Source organism: Enterobacter sp. BIDMC93, assembly GCF_001037805.1.
Taxonomy (GTDB): domain Bacteria; phylum Pseudomonadota; class Gammaproteobacteria; order Enterobacterales; family Enterobacteriaceae; genus Enterobacter; species Enterobacter hormaechei_C.
In genome coordinates, this window is record NZ_KQ089962.1 from 2,517,979 (window position 1) to 2,538,249 (window position 20,271).

General features: G+C 51.2%; 18 protein-coding genes, 2 tRNA genes and 1 pseudogene. 13 read left to right on the forward strand and 8 right to left on the reverse strand.

The features are described from left to right. Positions 1 to 18: 18 nt before the first annotated feature. The 4 genes from SK58_RS11810 to SK58_RS11825 form a co-directional block, all read right to left on the reverse strand. Positions 19 to 103: transfer RNA gene (locus tag SK58_RS11810), tRNA-Tyr, on the reverse strand. 34 nt (positions 104 to 137) lie between these two features. Continuing rightward, a tRNA-Tyr gene (locus SK58_RS11815) sits at positions 138 to 222 on the reverse strand. Between the two features lie 157 nt (positions 223 to 379). Continuing rightward, positions 380 to 1,222, reverse strand: a complete 843-nt coding sequence (gene purU / locus SK58_RS11820; protein ID WP_003856715.1) for a formyltetrahydrofolate deformylase — start codon at positions 1,220 to 1,222, stop codon at positions 380 to 382. A 41-nt stretch (positions 1,223 to 1,263) separates the two neighbouring features. Continuing rightward, the gene (locus tag SK58_RS11825; protein ID WP_023303849.1) at positions 1,264 to 1,728 is read right to left on the reverse strand and encodes a YchJ family protein; all 465 of its coding nucleotides are present in this window, start codon (positions 1,726 to 1,728) and stop codon (positions 1,264 to 1,266) included. 113 nt (positions 1,729 to 1,841) lie between these two features. On the opposite strand from SK58_RS11825, the gene rssA reads away from it, so the two are divergent. The 3 genes from rssA (at position 1,842) to galU (ending at position 4,952) form a co-directional block, all read left to right on the forward strand. Further along, the gene (gene rssA, locus SK58_RS11830; protein ID WP_017384239.1) at positions 1,842 to 2,744 is read left to right on the forward strand and encodes a patatin-like phospholipase RssA; all 903 of its coding nucleotides are present in this window, start codon (positions 1,842 to 1,844) and stop codon (positions 2,742 to 2,744) included. A gap of 89 nt (positions 2,745 to 2,833) precedes the next feature. Next, positions 2,834 to 3,847 carry a two-component system response regulator RssB gene (gene rssB / locus SK58_RS11835; RefSeq protein ID WP_048219930.1) on the forward strand — a complete coding sequence of 338 codons (1,014 nt, stop codon included), beginning with the start codon at positions 2,834 to 2,836 and terminating at the stop codon, positions 3,845 to 3,847. A 199-nt stretch (positions 3,848 to 4,046) separates the two neighbouring features. Continuing rightward, positions 4,047 to 4,952, forward strand: a complete 906-nt coding sequence (galU, locus tag SK58_RS11840) for a UTP--glucose-1-phosphate uridylyltransferase GalU (protein WP_003856723.1) — start codon at positions 4,047 to 4,049, stop codon at positions 4,950 to 4,952. Between the two features lie 202 nt (positions 4,953 to 5,154). Here galU and hns read toward each other — a convergent pair whose 3' ends face one another. Next, positions 5,155 to 5,568 (reverse strand): histone-like nucleoid-structuring protein H-NS, encoded by a 414-nt coding sequence (gene hns, locus SK58_RS11845; RefSeq protein ID WP_003856724.1) that lies wholly within the window; start codon positions 5,566 to 5,568, stop codon positions 5,155 to 5,157. A gap of 550 nt (positions 5,569 to 6,118) precedes the next feature. Between hns and tdk the strand changes: the two genes are divergently transcribed. After that, complete coding sequence (gene tdk, locus SK58_RS11850; RefSeq protein ID WP_003856726.1) at positions 6,119 to 6,733, forward strand: thymidine kinase; 615 nt, start codon at positions 6,119 to 6,121, stop codon at positions 6,731 to 6,733. 69 nt (positions 6,734 to 6,802) lie between these two features. Here the strand turns inward: tdk and adhE are convergent, their stop codons facing one another. Further along, positions 6,803 to 9,484 (reverse strand): bifunctional acetaldehyde-CoA/alcohol dehydrogenase, encoded by a 2,682-nt coding sequence (gene adhE, locus SK58_RS11855; RefSeq protein WP_032103375.1) that lies wholly within the window; start codon positions 9,482 to 9,484, stop codon positions 6,803 to 6,805. 480 nt (positions 9,485 to 9,964) lie between these two features. Here adhE and SK58_RS11860 point away from each other — a divergent pair, with 480 nt between their 5' ends. From SK58_RS11860 to SK58_RS11890, 7 genes and pseudogenes are all read left to right on the forward strand, one after another. Then, a complete protein-coding gene (locus SK58_RS11860) occupies positions 9,965 to 10,612 on the forward strand; it encodes a YchE family NAAT transporter (protein WP_017384236.1) in 648 nt (215 codons plus the stop codon). A 770-nt stretch (positions 10,613 to 11,382) separates the two neighbouring features. Further along, positions 11,383 to 13,014 (forward strand): oligopeptide ABC transporter substrate-binding protein OppA, encoded by a 1,632-nt coding sequence (oppA, locus tag SK58_RS11865; protein ID WP_003856736.1) that lies wholly within the window; start codon positions 11,383 to 11,385, stop codon positions 13,012 to 13,014. An 82-nt stretch (positions 13,015 to 13,096) separates the two neighbouring features. After that, the gene (gene oppB / locus SK58_RS11870) at positions 13,097 to 14,017 is read left to right on the forward strand and encodes an oligopeptide ABC transporter permease OppB (RefSeq protein WP_003856738.1); all 921 of its coding nucleotides are present in this window, start codon (positions 13,097 to 13,099) and stop codon (positions 14,015 to 14,017) included. Positions 14,018 to 14,029: 12 nt separating this feature from the next. Continuing rightward, positions 14,030 to 14,938 (forward strand): oligopeptide ABC transporter permease OppC, encoded by a 909-nt coding sequence (oppC, locus tag SK58_RS11875; protein WP_003856740.1) that lies wholly within the window; start codon positions 14,030 to 14,032, stop codon positions 14,936 to 14,938. An 11-nt stretch (positions 14,939 to 14,949) separates the two neighbouring features. Then, positions 14,950 to 15,963: an ABC transporter ATP-binding protein gene (locus SK58_RS11880; protein ID WP_017384234.1), complete on the forward strand. Its 1,014-nt coding sequence runs from the start codon at positions 14,950 to 14,952 to the stop codon at positions 15,961 to 15,963. Further along, complete coding sequence (gene oppF / locus SK58_RS11885; RefSeq protein ID WP_017384233.1) at positions 15,960 to 16,964, forward strand: murein tripeptide/oligopeptide ABC transporter ATP-binding protein OppF; 1,005 nt, start codon at positions 15,960 to 15,962, stop codon at positions 16,962 to 16,964. The genes SK58_RS11880 and oppF overlap by 4 nt, the downstream gene beginning before the upstream one ends. Positions 16,965 to 16,978: 14 nt before the next feature. After that, a pseudogene (locus tag SK58_RS11890) lies at positions 16,979 to 17,846 on the forward strand (ion transporter). Positions 17,847 to 17,877: 31 nt separating this feature from the next. On the opposite strand, the gene SK58_RS11895 reads toward SK58_RS11890, so the two are convergent. After that, a complete protein-coding gene (locus SK58_RS11895) occupies positions 17,878 to 18,207 on the reverse strand; it encodes an HI1450 family dsDNA-mimic protein (RefSeq protein WP_003856748.1) in 330 nt (109 codons plus the stop codon). 33 nt (positions 18,208 to 18,240) lie between these two features. Beyond that, positions 18,241 to 19,701 (reverse strand): cardiolipin synthase, encoded by a 1,461-nt coding sequence (gene cls, locus SK58_RS11900; RefSeq protein WP_003856750.1) that lies wholly within the window; start codon positions 19,699 to 19,701, stop codon positions 18,241 to 18,243. 143 nt (positions 19,702 to 19,844) lie between these two features. On the opposite strand from cls, the gene SK58_RS22880 reads away from it, so the two are divergent. Continuing rightward, positions 19,845 to 20,018, forward strand: coding sequence for a YciY family protein (locus SK58_RS22880; RefSeq protein WP_017384232.1), 174 nt, complete (start codon positions 19,845 to 19,847; stop codon positions 20,016 to 20,018). 117 nt (positions 20,019 to 20,135) lie between these two features. Beyond that, a complete protein-coding gene (locus tag SK58_RS23255; RefSeq protein WP_208971014.1) occupies positions 20,136 to 20,261 on the forward strand; it encodes a KPN_01571 family protein in 126 nt (41 codons plus the stop codon). Positions 20,262 to 20,271 lie beyond the last annotated feature (10 nt).

The following is a 20,271-nucleotide window of genomic DNA, read 5'->3' on the forward strand; positions in this document are numbered from 1 at the left end:
TTAAGAATCTGGAAGTGATGGTGGTGGGGGAAGGATTCGAACCTTCGAAGTCGATGACGGCAGATTTACAGTCTGCTCCCTTTGGCCGCTCGGGAACCCCACCAGGGGTAATTCATATTTTGAGGTAAAGCTGGAGATGGTGGTGGGGGAAGGATTCGAACCTTCGAAGTCGATGACGGCAGATTTACAGTCTGCTCCCTTTGGCCGCTCGGGAACCCCACCACGGGGTAATACTTTTAACTGGCCTGCTTCCTGTTGGAAGCGGGGCGCATCATATCAAATGAGACGCCCCTGTAAAGCATTCCTTTAGGAAAATGAAGCTGTTTGCCTGCTTTTTATCCGTAAAGGCGTAAAGCTAATCAATTCATTTTCCGAGGGATTAAAGAATAATCGTTCTGTTGCCGTACACAAAGACGCGCTGAGCAAGTACCTGATACAGCGCACGGCTCAGTACGTTCTTCTCAACGTCACGGCCAGCACGCATCATATCTTCTGCCGTATAGGTGTGATCCACGTGGATCACGTCCTGCATGATGATTGGACCTTCGTCCAGATTGTCATTCACGTAGTGCGCGGTTGCGCCAATGATCTTCACCCCACGCTCGTATGCCTGGTGATACGGACGCGCGCCAATAAAGGCTGGCAGGAAGGAGTGGTGGATGTTGATAATCTTGTTCGGGAAGCGCGCCACGAAGGATGGCGTCAGCACGCGCATATATTTCGCCAGCACCACGTAGTCCGGGTTATGCGCTTCAATCGCAGCTGCCATCAGGTTGTCGTGCTCTTCACGGGTATGGCCTTCGTGACTGACCAGTTCAAACGGAATGTCGAAACGTTCTACCAGCGTACGCAGCGTCTCGTGGTTGCCAATGACGGCGGCAATTTCGACGTCCAGGCCACCGTAGTTGGCTTTCATCAGCAGATCGCCCAGGCAGTGCGCCTCTTTGGTGACCAGAATGACAATGCGGCGACGGCCCGCCGGGTTCAGCTCGCGCACCGAGCCTTCCGGCAGGGCGCTGTCCAGATCGGCAAGCAGGGTTGTGTCGTTGAAAATGCCTTCCAGTTCGGTACGCATAAAGAAGCGACCGGTACGGTGGTCAACGAACTCGTTGTTCTGCACGATATTCAGTTCATGCTTGTAGCAAATGTTGGTAATTCGTGCGATCAGCCCTTTTTGATCGGGACAGATAGTGCGCAGAACTTTACGTTGTAATGATTGCATCGCCGGGAAATCCTGTTTATGTATTTGCGAAGTCTGAGTTGTCAGGCATTACTGCCGCAACACTTTTTAAATTTTTTTCCTGAACCACAGGGGCAGGGATCGTTACGACCAAATTGCGGACGTGTGCCGTCAATATAATACCATTGCCCGCTGTCCTTTAAGAACCGTGAGCGCTCAATGATGGCGCCGGGTTTGTTTTGTTCGCTAAAGCGGGCGACAAAACTGACATAGCCCTCGTTGGCATCGCGGCCGGGAGCGGCTTCAAAGACGGTGAGGCCCAGCCAGACGGTGTTGGCAAATCCGGCTTCAATCTCTTGGCGAAAATCGGCAGCATGGCAGGACGGATGCCAGGTTTTAATCAGGTAGTCTGCGTTTTTGATCACAAAAGCAGTATACCGCGAGCGCATAAGGTGTGACGGGTCTGGTGCAACCTGCTCGCCAGAAAGATATCGCTGGCAACATAGGCTATACTCCAGAGCGCTACCACAGGGGCAGAGTTGAGACACGATTCTCTTCCTGGAACAAAAAATAAGGCGTTAAACGCTTAAGGTAGCAATATGTTAACTGAGCAGGTGCGTTGACGCTATGTCGGGAATCCAGGGGAAGTAAAACAGGGCTAATGAGAAAGGTAAAAATTGGACTGGCGTTGGGCTCAGGTGCAGCCCGGGGTTGGTCACATATTGGCGTTATCAATACCTTAAACCAAATGGGGATTGACGTTGATATTGTCGCAGGATGTTCAATCGGGTCGCTGGTCGGATCCGCGTACGCCTGCGGTAAGCTCCCGGAGCTTGAAAGCTGGGTGCGCTCCTTCAGTTACTGGGATGTGCTGCGCCTGATGGATCTCTCCTGGCAGCGTGGCGGCCTGCTGCGCGGCGAACGCGTGTTCAATCAGTTTCGTAAGATAATGCCCCTCGCTGACTTCAGCCACTGCCAAATGCCTTTCGGTGCCGTTGCAACCAACCTCAGTACGGGCAGGGAGTTATGGCTCACTGAAGGGGATATTCATCTTGCCGTTCGCGCATCCTGTAGCATGCCGGGGTTAATGGCGCCTGTGCCTCACAACGGCTACTGGCTCGTTGATGGGGGCGTAGTGAATCCTGTACCCATCTCTCTGACCCGCGCCATGGGGGCGGATATCGTTATTGCCGTGGATTTACAGCACGACGCACACCTTATGCAGCAAGATTTGATGCCGGTTAATCTTCAGAGCGATGACGCGGAAGAAGAGAAACTTGCCTGGCATGCGCGATTACGCGGCAGAATAGGGCGCCTGACCGCCCGTCGCGCGGTGACCGCGCCGAACGCCATTGAAATCATGACGACCTCTATTCAAATCCTTGAGAATCGCCTGAAGCGAAACCGTATGGCTGGCGATCCTCCGGATATTCTTATTCAACCCTATTGTCCACAAATCTCTACCCTTGATTTCCACCGGGCTGAGGCCGCCATAGCAGCGGGCTCGTTAGCCGTCGAAAAGAAAATAGATGAATTGTTGCCTTTTGTGCGTACAGCACGTTGAGCACTTTTTTGATTACTTCAGCAAAATCTGACAGGCGATAGTACCAATAGCATGCCACTATTGAGTAACTGTCAGCCAGGGGAGGAACCATGACACAGCCATTGGCCGGAAAACATATTTTGATAGTAGAAGACGAGCCCGTTTTCCGATCGCTACTGGATTCGTGGTTAACCTCACTGGGGGCAACCACGTCCCTTGCCGAAGATGGCGTCGAGGCACTGGAAAAAATGGCCAGCATGGCGCCTGATCTGATGATCTGCGACCTTGAGATGCCGCGCATGGACGGATTAATGCTGGTGGAAAACCTGCGTAATGAAGGTTATCAGACACCGATACTGGTGATCTCGGCCACCGAAAATATGGCGGATATTGCTAAGGCGTTGCGTTTAGGTGTGCAGGATATTCTGCTCAAACCGGTTAAAGATTTGAACCGTCTGCGTGAAACGGTGTTGGCCTGCCTGTATCCCAATATGTTTAATTCCCGGGTGGAAGAAGAAGAACGTCTTTTCCAGGACTGGGATGCTTTAGTCAGTAATCCGCTCGCGGCCGCGAAGCTGCTTCAGGAACTTCAGCCGCCGGTGCAGCAAAATATCTCTCATTGCAGAGTAAATTATCGCCAGCTGGTAGCGGCTGACCAGCCTGGGCTGGTGCTGGATATTGCGCCGTTATCAGATTCTGACCTCGCTTTTTATTGCCTGGATGTTACCCGGGCGGGAGATAACGGCGTTCTGGCGGCCTTATTACTCCGGGCGCTGTTTAATGGATTGCTACAGGAACAATTATCCCATCAGGGGCAACGACTTCCTGAGTTAGGCAGTTTACTAAAACAGGTCAACCAACTTTTTCGCCAGGCCAATTTGCCGGGGCAGTTCCCGCTTCTGGTTGGCTATTATCACAGCGGGTTGAATAACCTTATTCTGGTGTCTGCGGGTTTAAATGCCACACTGAATACTGGCGAACACCATATTCAGGTGAGTAACGGCGTGCCGTTGGGTACGCTGGGAAATACTTACCTTAATCAAATTAGCCATCGCTGCACCTCCTGGCAGTGCCAAATTTGGGGTGCCGGAGGGCGGTTACGCTTAATGTTGTCCACGGAGTAAGCAGTCAGATTTTATTTTTCAGATTGCTTTACCTGTGTTTTTGCTGGCAGTGCTACTATCGCTGCAAGTTTCATGCGTATTTGTCTTAATTGATCGGCAACGCGTTCTTTTCAGACCCGTATTAGTGGCTGAGACTGTATACTCAACGCGTTATTCAATGCATAAAAGTTCAAAACTTGAACAGTTCAGGAGAATTTCAATGGCTGCCCTTAATTCGAAAGTCAGAAAGGCCGTTATCCCGGTGGCGGGATTGGGTACCAGGATGTTGCCAGCGACGAAGGCAATCCCAAAAGAGATGCTGCCTCTGGTTGATAAGCCATTAATCCAGTATGTCGTGAATGAATGTATTGCAGCAGGTATCACCGAAATTGTGTTGGTGACGCATTCATCTAAAAACTCTATCGAAAACCATTTCGATACCAGTTTCGAACTCGAAGCAATGCTGGAAAAACGCGTTAAGCGCCAGTTGCTGGAGGAAGTGCAGTCTATTTGCCCTCCACACGTTACCATTATGCAGGTTCGTCAGGGCCTGGCGAAAGGCCTGGGGCACGCAGTATTGTGTGCACACCCGGTAGTGGGTGATGAGCCGGTCGCGGTTATTCTGCCTGACGTGATTCTTGATGAGTACGAGTCCGATCTTTCCCAGGAAAACCTGGCGGAAATGATTAAACGCTTCGACGAAACCGGCAGCAGCCAGATTATGGTTGAGCCAGTCGACGACGTGACCGCTTACGGCGTGGTTGACTGCAAAGGCGTTGACCTGCAACCTGGCGAAAGCGTACCGATGGTTGGCGTTGTTGAAAAACCTAAAGCGGACGTCGCGCCGTCTAACCTTGCTGTCGTTGGTCGTTACGTACTGAGCGCTGAAATTTGGGCTCTGCTGGCGAAAACGCCTCCGGGTGCGGGCGATGAAATCCAGCTGACGGATGCTATCGATATGCTGATCGAGAAAGAGACCGTGGAAGCCTACCATATGAAAGGTAAGAGCCATGACTGCGGGAATAAGCTCGGTTATATGCAGGCATTCGTCGAATATGGTATTCGCCATAACAGCCTGGGTGAAGAATTTAAAGCCTGGCTCAAAGGTAGCGTGGGTATTAAGTAATAAACTCACAGCCCAGTGAACAAGACCGGTGGAGCGATGCCCACCGGTTTTTTTATGCCTGTCGCTCCGTAATTGGCGGGGGATTGTCAAGGACGTTAAATAGGGAGCCTCACAATATGACAGAATGTAAGGAGATGTTCGGGCGAATATTACAGGCATAAAAAATCCCGCATTAAGCGGGATTTTTCAGAATCTTTCCAGATTAATCCTTGATCAGGAAGTCATCCAGTTGTTTACCTTGTTCGTCCATTGCTTTCTTGATTACAGCAGGAGTACGGCCCTGGCCGGTCCAGGTTTTCTCTTCGCCGTTCTCATCGATGTAGCTATATTTAGCAGGACGTGCCGCGCGTTTTGCTTTGGTACCGGTTTTAGCCGCAGCCATGCTGTTCAGCAATTCGTTTGGATCGATACCATCGGCAATCAGCATTTCACGATACTGTTGCAGTTTACGTGTACGTTCTTCGATTTCAGCCGCAGCAGCGCTTTCTTCTTCACGACGTTCGTTAACTACAACTTCTAATTTTTCGAGCATTTCTTCAAGCGTCTCAAGGGTACATTCTCTTGCCTGCGCACGAAGAGTACGGATGTTGTTCAGAATTTTAAGTGCTTCGCTCATTGTAGTAATCTCAAACTTATAATGGGGGTGGGTTTGTTGTCCTAATAATAGAGCCTTAATTTCACTTGTGCAATAGGTGGGAATGTAAGGAATTCAAAAAATACAAAATAAACGACGCTATTATTAATTACGCTAACTTAAATTTCATTGTTTGTTGGGTCTGTGAGATATCGTTTCAAACGGCAAAAGCGCGTCATTTGCGTGTATGTTTTGTGACTTTTACCTCAGGAATTATAGTTGCGATTGATAAATATCAGCCTTTTGTATTACCCCGAGTAAGCGCAGCGAAGACAAGAATAGTTAATAAATAGTGAATTTTAATGAACGAAGAAGACACTATAAAAAGAAGTGTTATCTCTGGTTGCGGACTCACCTTATTGTCAGTGTTTAATGCCTTTACTGCCTGTTTTAACGCATTATTTTGCGCCACTCGCGAAGGATTTACTGATGCATGGCAGGCTGGAGAGCGCAGCCCGCCGCTGATGACGGTACAAAATATGGTACAATGATCCATCGGGAATATTACACATTGATTAGGGTTCTTCGGCCAATGGCACAACTTTATTTCTACTATTCGGCAATGAATGCAGGGAAATCGACGGCGTTACTGCAATCCTCATACAATTATCAGGAGCGGGGGATGCGTACCGTTGTTTATACCGCCGAAATCGACGATCGCTTTGGGGCAGGGAAGGTGAGCTCAAGAATAGGGCTCTCGTCGCCTGCAAGGCTGTTTAACCCTGAAACGGACCTGCTGGAGGACATTCGTGCCGAGCATGCCTCTAAGCCTGTCCATTGCGTGCTGGTAGATGAAAGCCAGTTCCTGACCCGAGAGCAGGTCCACGCACTTTCAGAGGTCGTTGATGAGCTGGATATTCCCGTTCTTTGCTATGGATTACGTACCGATTTTCGTGGGGAGTTATTTGCCGGCAGTCAGTATCTGCTCGCCTGGTCGGATAAGCTGGTTGAGCTGAAAACAATCTGCTTTTGTGGCCGCAAGGCAAGTATGGTTCTTCGCCTGGACCAGTCGGGTAAACCCTATGCTGATGGCGAGCAGGTGGTGATAGGAGGCAATGAACGTTATGTCTCGGTCTGCCGCAAGCATTATAAAGAGGCGCTGGCTGTAGGCTCGCTGACGGCGTTACAGGGCGACAATCGAAAATAATAAGAATGTTTCACGTATCCTCAGATATAAAAAAACCCGCCAGCGGCGGGTTTTTTGTCACACTGTCAATCAAGCGTTTTTCTTCGCTTTCTTGTCAGCCTTTACAACTGCGGGGATTTCAACTTTTACGGCAGCGACATCGCTTTCAGTGAAGTTACGACCGTAATAAGTATCCAGCAGGATCTGTTTCAGTTCGGAAATCAGTGGGTAGCGCGGGTTAGCACCAGTACACTGGTCATCGAATGCATCTTCAGACAGCTTATCTACGTGAGCGAGGAAGTCAGCTTCCTGAACGCCTGCTTCGCGGATAGATTTAGGAATACCCAGTTCAGCCTTCAGGCTCTCCAGCCATGCCAGCAGTTTCTCGATCTTCGCGGCAGTACGGTCGCCCGGTGCGCTCAGACCCAGGTGATCTGCGATTTCAGCATAACGACGGCGCGCCTGTGGGCGGTCGTACTGGCTGAATGCAGTCTGCTTGGTTGGGTTGTCGTTGGCGTTATAGCGGATAACGTTGCTGATCAACAGGGCGTTCGCCAGACCGTGAGGAATGTGGAACTGTGAACCCAGCTTGTGCGCCATGGAGTGACAGACACCCAGGAAGGCGTTAGCAAACGCAATGCCCGCGATGGTTGCCGCACTGTGTACACGTTCACGCGCAACAGGGTTTTTCGAACCTTCGTTGTAAGAAGCTGGCAGGTTTTCTTTCAGCAGTTTCAGCGCCTGCAAAGCCTGACCGTCAGAGAACTCAGAGGCCAGTACGGAAACGTAAGCTTCCAGAGCGTGAGTTACCGCATCCAGACCACCGAACGCACACAGTGATTTCGGCATTTCCATGACCAGGTTGGCGTCAACGATAGCCATATCTGGCGTCAGTGCGTAGTCAGCCAGCGGGTATTTCTGACCGGTTGCGTCATCAGTCACAACGGCAAATGGCGTCACTTCTGAACCAGTACCGGAAGTGGTGGTGACGGCGATCATTTTCGCTTTCACGCCCATTTTCGGGAACTTGTAGATACGTTTACGGATATCCATAAAGCGCAGCGCCAGTTCTTCGAAGTGAGTTTCCGGATGTTCGTACATCACCCACATAATTTTCGCGGCGTCCATTGGGGAACCGCCACCCAGCGCGATGATCACATCAGGTTTGAAGGAGTTCGCCAGTTCAGCGCCTTTACGTACAACGCTCAGGGTTGGGTCAGCTTCAACTTCAAAGAAGACTTCAGTTTCGACGCCAGCCGCTTTCAGAACAGAGGTGATCTGGTCTGCATAGCCATTGTTGAACAGGAAACGGTCGGTCACGATGAGCGCACGTTTGTGGCCATCAGTAATCACTTCATCCAGCGCGATTGGCAGAGAGCCGCGGCGGAAGTAGATAGATTTCGGAAGTTTGTGCCACAACATGTTTTCAGCTCGCTTAGCAACGGTTTTCTTGTTGATCAGGTGTTTTGGACCAACGTTTTCAGAGATGGAGTTACCACCCCAGGAACCACAACCCAGAGTCAGGGAAGGTGCGAGTTTGAAGTTGTACAGGTCACCGATACCACCCTGAGAAGCAGGGGTGTTGATCAGGATACGTGCCGTCTTCATCTTCTGACCGAAGTAAGCAACACGCTCAGGCTGGTTATCCTGGTCGGTGTACAGGCAAGAGGTGTGGCCGATACCGCCCATCGCCACCAGCTTCTCTGCTTTATCTACCGCGTCATCGAAATCTTTCGCACGGTACATTGCCAGCGTCGGGGAGAGTTTCTCGTGAGCAAACGGCTCACTTTCATCAACGACTTTCACTTCACCAATCAGAATCTTGGTGGTAGCAGGGACGCTAAAGCCAGCGAGCTCAGCGATTTTATACGCAGGCTGACCTACGATAGCCGCGTTCAGCGCACCATTTTTCAGAATCACGTCCTGAACGGCTTTCAGTTCTTTACCTTGCAACAGGTAGCCGCCGTGGCTGGCGAAACGTTCACGAACGGCGTCGTATACCGAATCAACCACGACAACAGACTGTTCAGATGCACAGATAACTCCGTTATCGAAGGTTTTAGACATCAGCACAGAGGCAACAGCACGCTTGATATCAGCCGTTTCGTCGATCACCACAGGGGTATTACCTGCGCCTACGCCGATGGCTGGTTTACCGGAGCTGTACGCTGCTTTAACCATACCAGGACCACCGGTCGCCAGAATCAGGTTAATGTCAGGGTGATGCATCAGGGCGTTGGACAGTTCAACAGAAGGTTGGTCGATCCAGCCGATGAGATCTTTTGGTGCACCCGCCGCAATGGCAGCCTGAAGCACGATATCTGCTGCTTTGTTGGTGGCGTCCTTCGCACGTGGATGCGGGGAGAAAATGATTGCGTTACGTGTCTTCAGACTGATGAGAGATTTGAAGATGGCGGTAGAGGTTGGGTTAGTGGTTGGAACGATACCGCAAATGATGCCGATCGGTTCTGCGATGGTGATGGTGCCGAAAGTATCGTCTTCTGACAGCACACCGCAGGTTTTCTCATCTTTATAGGCGTTGTAGATATACTCTGAAGCAAAGTGGTTTTTGATCACTTTATCTTCAACGATACCCATGCCGGATTCGGCAACGGCCATTTTAGCGAGAGGGATTCGAGCATCAGCAGCAGCCAGAGCGGCCGCGCGGAAGATTTTATCAACCTGTTCTTGGGTGAAATTGGCATATTCACGCTGGGCTTTTTTTACGCGCTCGACGAGGGCGTTCAGTTCAGCGATATTGGTAACAGCCATAATGCTCTCCTGATAATGTTTAAACTCTTTTAGTAAACCAGCGCTCGATACGTCTGACAGTATAGTCAGAGCCGATCCCACTTGCGTAACACACAGTAAAACAAAGGATTACTCACTGCTCCAGCTCACTAATTTACTAAAAGAGCCTTACCTTAGCATCATACCTTTTTGATAGGTGATCTCCCTGGCGGCGTAACCAAGATTACTCACTTCTGAGTACGAAAATTATGATCGAGATCAATTTTGTCCTAAGCTGATACCTTTCAGCAGGGTTATTTTGTGCTAATTATTCTACTGTTAAATAATTAAGTAACTATTGGAAGCAGCGATATCATTGATTACACAAATGTTTAACATCATGAATTGATAACGTTTAAGAACAGATTTCTGGTGAAGTATGCGGCTAAAAAGCGTATCTTCAGCGCGGATTTATCATGACACGCAGTTTCTCCCTGGCCATGCTCAATTGCGGAGCTTAATGTGATTCAAACGCTCTTTGATTTCCCTACATATTTCAAGTTTTTTATCGGCTTGTTTGCTCTGGTTAACCCGGTAGGGATCATCCCTGTCTTCATTAGTATGACCAGCTATCAGACGGCTGCGGCACGAAATAAAACCAACCTGACGGCAAACCTGTCGGTGGCGATCATCCTACTTACCTCTCTTTATCTCGGGGACGCCATTCTTCAGGTCTTCGGCATCTCGATTGATTCGTTCCGTATAGCAGGCGGGATCCTGGTGGTGACGATTGCCATGTCGATGATCAGCGGCAAGCTGGGGGAGGATAAACAGAACAAGCAGGAAAAATCAGAGACAGCTATCCGCGAGAGCATCGGGGTCGTGCCACTGGCACTGCCGCTGATGGCGGGCCCGGGGGCGATCAGTTCCACTATTGTCTGGGGAACGCGCTACCACAGCCTGATGCACCTGATTGGCTTTTCCGTCGCTATTGCGCTGTTCGCGCTGTGCTGCTGGGGTGTATTTCGTATGGCGCCATGGCTGGTTCGCTTGCTGGGACAAACGGGCATCAACGTGATTACCCGTATCATGGGTCTGTTGTTAATGGCGTTGGGCATCGAATTTATCGTTACCGGTATTAAAAGTATATTCCCCGGGTTAGTACACTGACTTTCATTTGAAAGAGCGGAGCCAGCGGCTCCGTTTTTTTTACGTGATTATCTGCAAATCATATAAATAAAGTTGAAATAGGCGCCAGTCATAATAAGTTCTACTAATAATCCTCTTCTGTTGTTTTTCAAGGGGTTGTTTATTTTCATTTCCCCTTGCCGCGCATAAATCCCTCAAACCCTCTGTTATTTTACTCACATGATACTCTGGGGCTTGCTGACAGATAACCGAAATGATATTAGTAATTTCGGCGCTGACTCAGACGAATGTGCTAAATAATAATCAATTGTTAAATTATCGTGAAAAATCGTTCAGCCAAGCTTTGTCGTCGCGTTTGTAGCAACAAAATTTCTTATCTGTATGAATTACATCTCTTTTTGTTGATTTCGGCGTAAGCCAGGGTTGGCACCACAGTTATGCCAGCCATCGTAAAAGAGAAATGCTTAACAAATTTGCAAAATGTATTGGCGAGAGTTGGCACCATTTGGTACTTTCCGGCCTTATATTTTGCAGCATTAAACAAGTTGATGAGAACTATTTTCATATAGCCCTCACATAAGATATCCAACGCATCTCTCTGACAGGGGAGAGGTGTAAAGAATCGACGCAAGACCGCCGTACGAGCGGTCAGTAATAATGAAGTCGGTGATAGCAAGAAGTAAAAAAAGAACCTGACAGTAGCAAAAAAAACTCCTGCGCTGTACAGGCCCCAACAGGGGATTACACAACTGGCGAAGGTCAGTCATTATAATGAGTGGAGTATCAACACAATGTCCATCATCACAAAAAAAAGTCTGGTAGCGGCGGGGATTTTAACTGCGCTAATCGCGGGCAACGCTGCAATGGCTGCGGACGTTCCTGCTGGTGTTCAGCTGGCTGAGAAGCAAACGCTGGTACGTAATAACGGTGCGGAAGTGCAGTCTCTTGATCCGCACAAAATTGAAGGTGTTCCAGAGTCTAACGTTAACCGCGATCTGTTTGAAGGTCTGCTGGTGACTGACGTAGACGGCCACCCGGCTCCGGGCGTGGCGGAAAAATGGGACAACAAAGATTTTAAAGTCTGGACCTTCCATCTGCGTAAAGATGCGAAATGGTCCGACGGTACGCCGGTTACCGCCGAAGATTTCGTCTATAGCTGGCAGCGTCTGGCGGATCCGAATACCGCCTCCCCGTATGCGAGTTACCTCCAGTATGGCCATATTGCCAATATCGATGACATCATCACGGGTAAAAAGCCAGTTACCGACCTGGGCGTAAAAGCCATCGATGCCAACACCTTTGAAGTGACGTTGAGCGAACCTGTTCCGTACTTCTATAAGCTGCTGGTTCACCCGTCCGTCTCCCCGGTACCAAAATCCGCAGTAGAAAAATTTGGTGAAAAATGGACGCAGCCTGCGAATATCGTGACCAACGGTGCATATAAGCTGAAGGACTGGGTCGTTAACGAACGTATGGTGCTGGAGCGTAACCCGCAGTATTGGGATAATGCGAAGACCGTTATCAATCAGGTCACCTACCTGCCAATCTCTTCTGAAGTGACGGACGTAAACCGCTACCGCAGCGGTGAAATCGACATGACCTATAACAATATGCCGATTGAACTGTTCCAGAAGCTGAAAAAAGAGATCCCGAAAGAAGTTCACGTCGATCCGTATCTGTGCACCTACTATTACGAAATTAACAACCAGAAAGCACCGTTCACCGACGTACGTGTTCGTACCGCACTGAAGCTGGCTCTGGATCGCGACATTATCGTGAATAAAGTGAAGAATCAGGGCGACCTGCCGGCTTACAGCTACACCCCGCCTTACACCGACGGTATGAAGCTGGTTGAACCTGAATGGTTCAAATGGTCCCAGGAAAAACGTAACGAAGAAGCGAAAAAACTGCTGGCTGAAGCTGGCTATACCGCCGACAAGCCGCTGACCTTTAGCCTGTTGTACAACACCTCCGATCTGCATAAAAAGCTGGCTATTGCCGTCGCGTCAATCTGGAAGAAAAACCTCGGCGTGAACGTGAAGCTGGAAAACCAGGAATGGAAAACCTTCCTCGATACGCGCCACCAGGGAACCTTTGACGTGGCACGTGCAGGATGGTGTGCGGACTATAACGAACCGACCTCATTCCTGAACACCATGCTGAGCGACAGTTCGAACAACACCGCACACTATAAGAGCCCGGCGTTTGATAAGCTGATTGGCGAAACCCTGAAGGTGGCAGATGACGCCCAGCGCGCCGATCTGTACGCGAAATCAGAACAACAGCTCGATAAAGACTCTGCGATCGTTCCGGTTTACTACTACGTTAACGCCCGCCTGGTGAAACCATGGGTAGGGGGTTATACCGGTAAAGACCCGTTGGATAATATTTCCGTTAAGAATCTTTATATTATCAAGCATTAATGGCAATACGTGGGGCGAGCGAGCTTGCCCCACTGTGTCTATTTTGTAACATTCATCAGGCACACGCCAGAAGGTACGGGCAATGTTGAAATTTATCCTGCGTCGCTGTCTTGAAGCGATTCCAACGTTATTTATTCTAATTACAATTTCCTTCTTCATGATGCGTCTTGCACCGGGCAGTCCTTTTACCGGTGAACGCACGCTTCCGCCAGAAGTTATGGCCAACATCGAAGCGAAATACCATTTAAACGATCCTATCACCACGCAGTACTTCAACTATCTGAAGCAACTTGCACACGGTGATTTTGGTCCGTCATTTAAATATAAAGACTATTCCGTTAACGACCTGGTGGCGTCCAGCTTCCCGGTATCGGCTAAATTAGGGGCTGCTGCATTTATCCTGGCCGTTGTTCTCGGTGTCACTGCGGGCGTTATCGCTGCGCTAAAACAAAATACCCGATGGGATTACGCCGTAATGGGGGTCGCAATGACCGGGGTGGTTATCCCCAGCTTCGTTGTCGCGCCGTTGCTGGTCATGATATTCGCCATAACCCTGAAATGGCTCCCCGGGGGCGGCTGGAACGGCGGGGCGCTGAAGTTCATGATATTGCCGATGGTGGCATTATCTCTGGCCTACATCGCCAGCATCGCCCGTATTACCCGCGGTTCAATGATTGAGGTCCTGCACTCGAACTTCATCCGTACCGCCCGTGCGAAAGGGCTGCCGATGCGCCGGATTATTTTCCGTCATGCCCTCAAGCCTGCACTGTTACCGGTACTCTCCTATATGGGTCCGGCTTTCGTCGGCATTATCACGGGTTCAATGGTGATTGAAACCATTTATGGCCTGCCGGGTATCGGGCAGCTGTTTGTTAACGGGGCGCTTAACCGTGACTATTCGCTGGTGCTGAGCCTGACGATCCTCGTGGGCGCGCTGACCATTCTGTTTAATGCCGTTGTCGATGTGCTGTATGCCGTTATCGACCCGAAAATCCGTTACTAACTGGAGCACGCCATGATGTTGAGTAAGAAAAACAGCGAGGCGCTGGAAAACTTCAGTGAAAAGCTGGAGGTCGAAGGTCGTAGCCTTTGGCAGGACGCCCGCCGTCGTTTTATGCATAACCGTGCCGCCGTTGCCAGCCTGGTCGTGCTGGTGCTTATCGCGCTGTTCGTAACCCTGGCGCCAATGCTCTCTCAGTTCACCTATTTCGATACGGACTGGGGCATGATGTCCAGCGCGCCGGATATGGAATCCGGGCACTATTTCGGCACCGACTCCTCCGGGCGTGATTTGCTGGTGCGTGTGGCGATTGGCGGCCGTATCTCCCTGATGGTTGGCATCGCGGCGGCGCTGGTGGCGGTGATTGTCGGCACGCTTTACGGCTCGCTTTCCGGTTACCTCGGCGGGAAAGTGGACTCCGTGATGATGCGTCTGCTAGAAATCCTGAACTCCTTCCCGTTCATGTTCTTCGTCATTCTGCTGGTGACCTTCTTTGGTCAAAATATCCTGCTGATCTTCGTGGCGATCGGGATGGTGTCCTGGCTGGATATGGCGCGTATTGTGCGCGGCCAGACGCTGAGCCTTAAACGTAAGGAGTTTATCGAAGCCGCACAGGTTGGTGGCGTTTCTACCGCCAATATTGTGGTGCGTCATATCGTTCCTAACGTGCTGGGCGTGGTGGTGGTATACGCCTCCCTGCTGGTGCCAAGTATGATCCTGTTTGAATCTTTCCTGAGCTTCCTGGGATTAGGTACGCAGGAGCCGTTGAGTAGCTGGGGCGCTCTGTTAAGTGATGGCGCAAACTCCATGGAAGTGTCACCGTGGTTACTGCTGTATCCGGCGGGCTTCCTGGTCGTCACCCTGTTCTGTTTCAACTTTATCGGCGATGGCCTGCGTGATGCCCTCGACCCGAAAGACCGTTAAGGAGCGCCGTCATGACCATTATTGAAACGGCAACCGCGCCACAGGCGCAACAGCGGACCAGCGCACTGCTGGACGTTAAAGACCTCCGCGTGACGTTTAAAACCCCTGACGGTGATGTTACTGCCGTTAACGATCTCAACTTCGACCTGCGTGCCGGTGAAACGCTGGGCATTGTGGGCGAATCCGGTTCCGGTAAATCCCAGACCGCATTCGCGCTGATGGGCCTGCTGGCGTCAAACGGCGTGATCGGCGGTTCGGCGACGTTTAACGGGAAAGAGATCCTGAATTTGCCGGAACATGAGCTGAACAAGCTGCGCGCCGAGCAGATTTCAATGATTTTCCAGGATCCGATGACGTCCCTGAACCCCTATATGCGGGTGGGCGAACAGCTGATGGAAGTGCTGATGCTCCACAAGGGGCTGGGCAAAGCCGAAGCGTTTGAAGAGTCCGTCAAAATGCTGGATGCGGTGAAAATGCCTGAGGCACGCAAGCGCATGCGCATGTATCCGCACGAATTCTCCGGCGGTATGCGCCAGCGCGTCATGATCGCGATGGCATTGCTTTGTCGGCCAAAACTGCTGATCGCTGATGAACCAACCACCGCCCTGGACGTGACCGTCCAGGCGCAGATCATGACGTTGCTGAACGAGCTGAAGCGCGAGTTCAACACCGCCATCATTATGATCACCCACGATTTAGGCGTCGTTGCCGGGATCTGCGACAAAGTGTTAGTCATGTATGCAGGCCGCACGATGGAATACGGTAATGCCCGCGATGTGTTCTATCAGCCAGCCCATCCGTACTCTATCGGGCTGTTGAATGCCGTTCCGCGTCTTGATGCGGAAGGGGAGTCGCTGCTGACTATCCCGGGTAACCCGCCAAACCTGCTGCGTCTGCCAAAAGGCTGCCCGTTCCAGCCGCGTTGTCCGCATGCGATGGAAATCTGTAACAGCGCACCGCCGCTGGAAGCGTTTGCCCCAGGCCGTCTGCGCGCCTGCTTTAAGCCGCTGGAGGAGCTGGTATGAACGCGATCGACGAAAAAAGAAATGTGCTGCTCGAAATCGCTGACCTGAAGGTCCATTTCGATATCAAAGACGGTAAACAGTGGTTCTGGCAGCCTGCCAAAACCCTGAAAGCGGTGGATGGCGTCACGCTACGCCTGTACGAAGGCGAGACCCTGGGCGTGGTAGGCGAATCCGGCTGCGGCAAATCGACGTTTGCGCGTGCGATCATCGGCCTGGTGAAGGCCACCGACGGGAAAGTGGCCTGGCTTGGCAAAGATCTGCTGGGGATGAAGCCGGATGAATGGCGCGACGTGCGCAGCGACATCCAGATGATTTTCCAGGATCCACTTGCGTCCCTGAACCCGCGTATGACCATTGGCGAAATCATTGCCGAGCCGCTGCGCACCTATCATCCGAAGATGCCGCGCCAGGAAATTCGCGATCGGGTGAAAGCGATGATGCTCAAGGTGGGTCTGCTGCCTAACCTCATCAACCGCTACCCACACGAGTTTTCCGGCGGTCAGTGCCAGCGTATCGGTATCGCACGCGCGTTGATCCTTGAACCAAAACTGATTATCTGTGATGAGCCGGTTTCGGCGCTGGACGTTTCCATCCAGGCCCAGGTGGTTAACCTGCTACAGAAACTGCAACGGGAAATGGGGCTGTCGCTGATCTTCATCGCCCACGATCTGGCGGTGGTAAAACACATTTCGGACCGTGTGCTGGTCATGTATCTGGGCCACGCCGTAGAGCTGGGCACGTATGATGAGGTGTACCACAATCCTCTGCACCCTTATACCAAAGCGCTGATGTCTGCGGTTCCCGTTCCGGACCCCGATCTGGAAAAAAATAAAACCATTCAGCTTCTGGAAGGTGAACTGCCTTCGCCAATCAACCCGCCTTCAGGCTGCGTATTCCGTACTCGATGCCCAATAGCCGGGCCGGAATGTGCAAAAACACGGCCGGTTCTGGAGGGCAGTTTCCGACATGCGGTTTCCTGCCTGAAAGTAGACCCGTTATAATCGCAAGGGCTGACATGATGTCAGCCCTTATTTTTCGAGGTTAATGTGTCGCGATTATTCACGTCGGCCCGCCAGCGGCTGTATCACCTTTTATTTGATCCTGAAACGGTTTCCGGTCGCCGCTTCGAAGGTCTGTGTGGTTTATTTGCGCTGATTAGCGTCATTATTATCTTTATCGAATCCGGCGCCGGAACGCAGTACCACATGACGTATGAGGAGTGGCACGTTTTCGTCTGGCTGGAATTGATTGTCACGCTGGTGTTTACTGCGGAATATGTGCTGAGGGTCATTAGCTGGCCAAATCCGGCGAAATACGTTTTCAGCTTCTGGGGATTTATTGATTTAGCCACCATCCTGCCGCTGTATGTCATGTGGCTGTGGCCTGAGATCAGCCTGAATTATGTGTTTGCCTGGCGTGCAATGCGGGCGATTCGTGTGTTACGGATTCTCAAACTGCTGCGCTTTATGCCGTCGCTGCGGGTTTTTTGGGTTGCCATTGTCAGCGCCCGCCACCAGCTGATTCTCTTCTATTCGTTTATTGCTATCGTGATGATCGTTTTTGGCTCCCTGATGTATTTAATCGAAGGGCCGAAATACGGGTTTACCACGCTTAATGCGTCTGTTTACTGGGCTATCGTCACGGTGACCACCGTGGGCTATGGCGATATTACCCCGCATACGCCGCTCGGACGTATTGTGGCATCGGTTCTTATCCTGATCGGCTATTCTGTGATAGCGATTCCGACGGGGTTAATTACCACCCATATGAGCAGCGCCTTCCAGAACAGCAAGCAGCAACGCAAATGTCCGAATTGTCAGCAGGGGAATCATGAACCCGGCGCGCGGTTTTGTCACCGCTGTGGAAATGCCTTACCGGATTAAATAAAAAAGGCTGCGCGGGCAGCCTTTTTTATTATTCGCGCCAGAGGATATGGCACAGTTTGTGATCTTTCTCGCGGCACAGCAGGACGCGAGCAAAGATGTCGTTAATTTCTCCGCCGTCTTCATCTGCCAGGCCAATCACCACCTCGGCGAAGAAGTCCGGGTTGAGATCAAAATCGACATGTTCGGCCCAGTCTTCAGCCGGATCGAACAGCTCAGCACCGCCACGCTCTTCGAATTGCAGGTTGAAAAGAATGACGTCAGCAGGGTCGAGATTATCGACCGCCAGCTCGAGAAAAATATCGTAGGCCTGTTCGAGCGTTTCGTCTTCGGTCAGGCGATTGTTCAGATCCATTTCCATGATGACTACCTGTTAAACATCGTTGGGCACGTTTTACAGCAACGGACTAAAGAAGTAAAACAGTCGTTCGGCAATTCGCTGCCAGAGCGGACGTTTCGCCCACAGTCTGGCGTCCAGCAGGCGTGAGCGGGAGATATAATCGTCCTGAACCGCCGCCAGATCGCCACCGAACCCGGCGTCATCAATGACCAGCGTAATTTCAAAATTCAGCCACAGACTGCGCATATCGAGGTTGACGGTACCCACCAGGCTCAGCTCTCCGTCCACCAGCACGCTCTTGGTGTGTAACAGGCCGCCTTCGAACTGATAAATTTTAACGCCTGCGGCCAGCAGCTCACTAAAGAACGCGCGGCTTGCCCATCCCACCAGCAGCGAATCGTTCTTGCGCGGCATAATAATGCTCACATCCACTCCGCGCTGTGCCGCTGTACAGATGGCATGCAGAAGGTCGTCGCTGGGAACGAAATAGGGCGTGGTCATGATCAGATATTCCCGCGCGGAGTAGGCGGCGGTAAGCAGTGCCTGATGGATCAGATCTTCCGGGAAGCCAGGACCGGAGGCGATAGTGTGGATAGTGTGCCCGCTGGCTTCCTCAAACGGCATGATATTGCCATCCGGCGGCGGGGGAAGAATGCGTTTCCCGGTTTCAATTTCCCAGTCGCAGGAGTAGACGATGCCCATTGAGGTCGCGATCGGTCCCTCCATCCGCGCCATCAGATCGATCCATTGCCCCACGCCGGAATCCTGCTTGAAGAAGCGGGGGTCAACCATGTTCATGCTGCCGGTGTAGGCGATATAGTTATCGATCAGAACCATTTTCCGGTGCTGGCGGAGATCCATGCGACGCAGAAAGACGCGGAAAAGATTCACTTTCAGCGCCTCGACCACCTCGATACCGGCGTTGCGCATCATGCCTGCCCACGGGCTACGGAAAAAGGCCACGCTGCCGGCGGAGTCCAGCATCAGGCGGCAGTGGATACCGCGACGTGCAGCGGCCATTAGCGATTCGGCGACCTGGTCCGCCATGCCGCCCGGCTGCCAGATATAAAACACCATCTCGATATTATGCCGGGCGAGCTGGATATCACGGATCAGCGCCTGCATCACATCATCAGAAGAGGTCATCAGTTGCAGCTGATTGCCTTTTACCCCAGCAATCCCCTGGCGGCGTTCGCACAGCTTGAACAGAGATGCGGCCACGCTACTGTTCTCTTCAGCGAAGATATGCTTGCAGGCTTTAAGGTCGGCAAGCCATTTCGCCGTGGAGGGCCACATGGCGCGGGCGCGTTCGGCGCGGCGTTTACCCAGATGAAGTTCACCGAAAGAGAGATAGGCTATGATGCCCACCAGCGGCAGAATGTAGATAATCAGAAGCCAGGCCATGGCGGAAGGTACCGCTCTGCGTTTCATCAGAATGCGCAACGTCACCCCGGCAATTAACAGCCAGTATCCTAAAATGACCAGCCAACTCACCACGGTGTAGAAGGTTGTCATAAATAAAAAATCCTTTTGAAAGCGTATTGTTATGAGTTTACGCATCAGGATTCATCTGGCAAATAAAAACGGCAGATAAAAGCGCTGGTTTGCCGCCTGCTTAGGCATATAATGGCATCTCTGTTAGAGAAAGAGTTGTAGACATGAAGCGCAGTAGAACTGAAGTTGGGCGCTGGCGCATGTTGCGACAGGTGAGTCGTCGTAAGGCTCGTTGGCTGGAAGCACAATCCCGCCGCAATATGCGTATCCACGCCATCAGAAAATGTGGCCTGAACAGACACCGTAACGCGCTGTTGTTCGCGGTCCAGGACATCTGAAAAGCATGAAGGGCACCGTAAAGGTGCCCATTAAACATCCAGGCTATCAATTTTTGCAGTCTCTTCCCATCTGCTTCCGCGATATACTAACTTCCCATAACGTCATGATATTAAAAGATGAATCCTTATCTCTGGATTTTTATTGTACTTTTGGCGCTGGATGCGCTCAGGGAAGATTTAGGACTTTCGTCATTTTCCTCATTGGCAGATTATGTTTTCGCATGGGGAATACATTTTTATTAAAGGAAAAAAG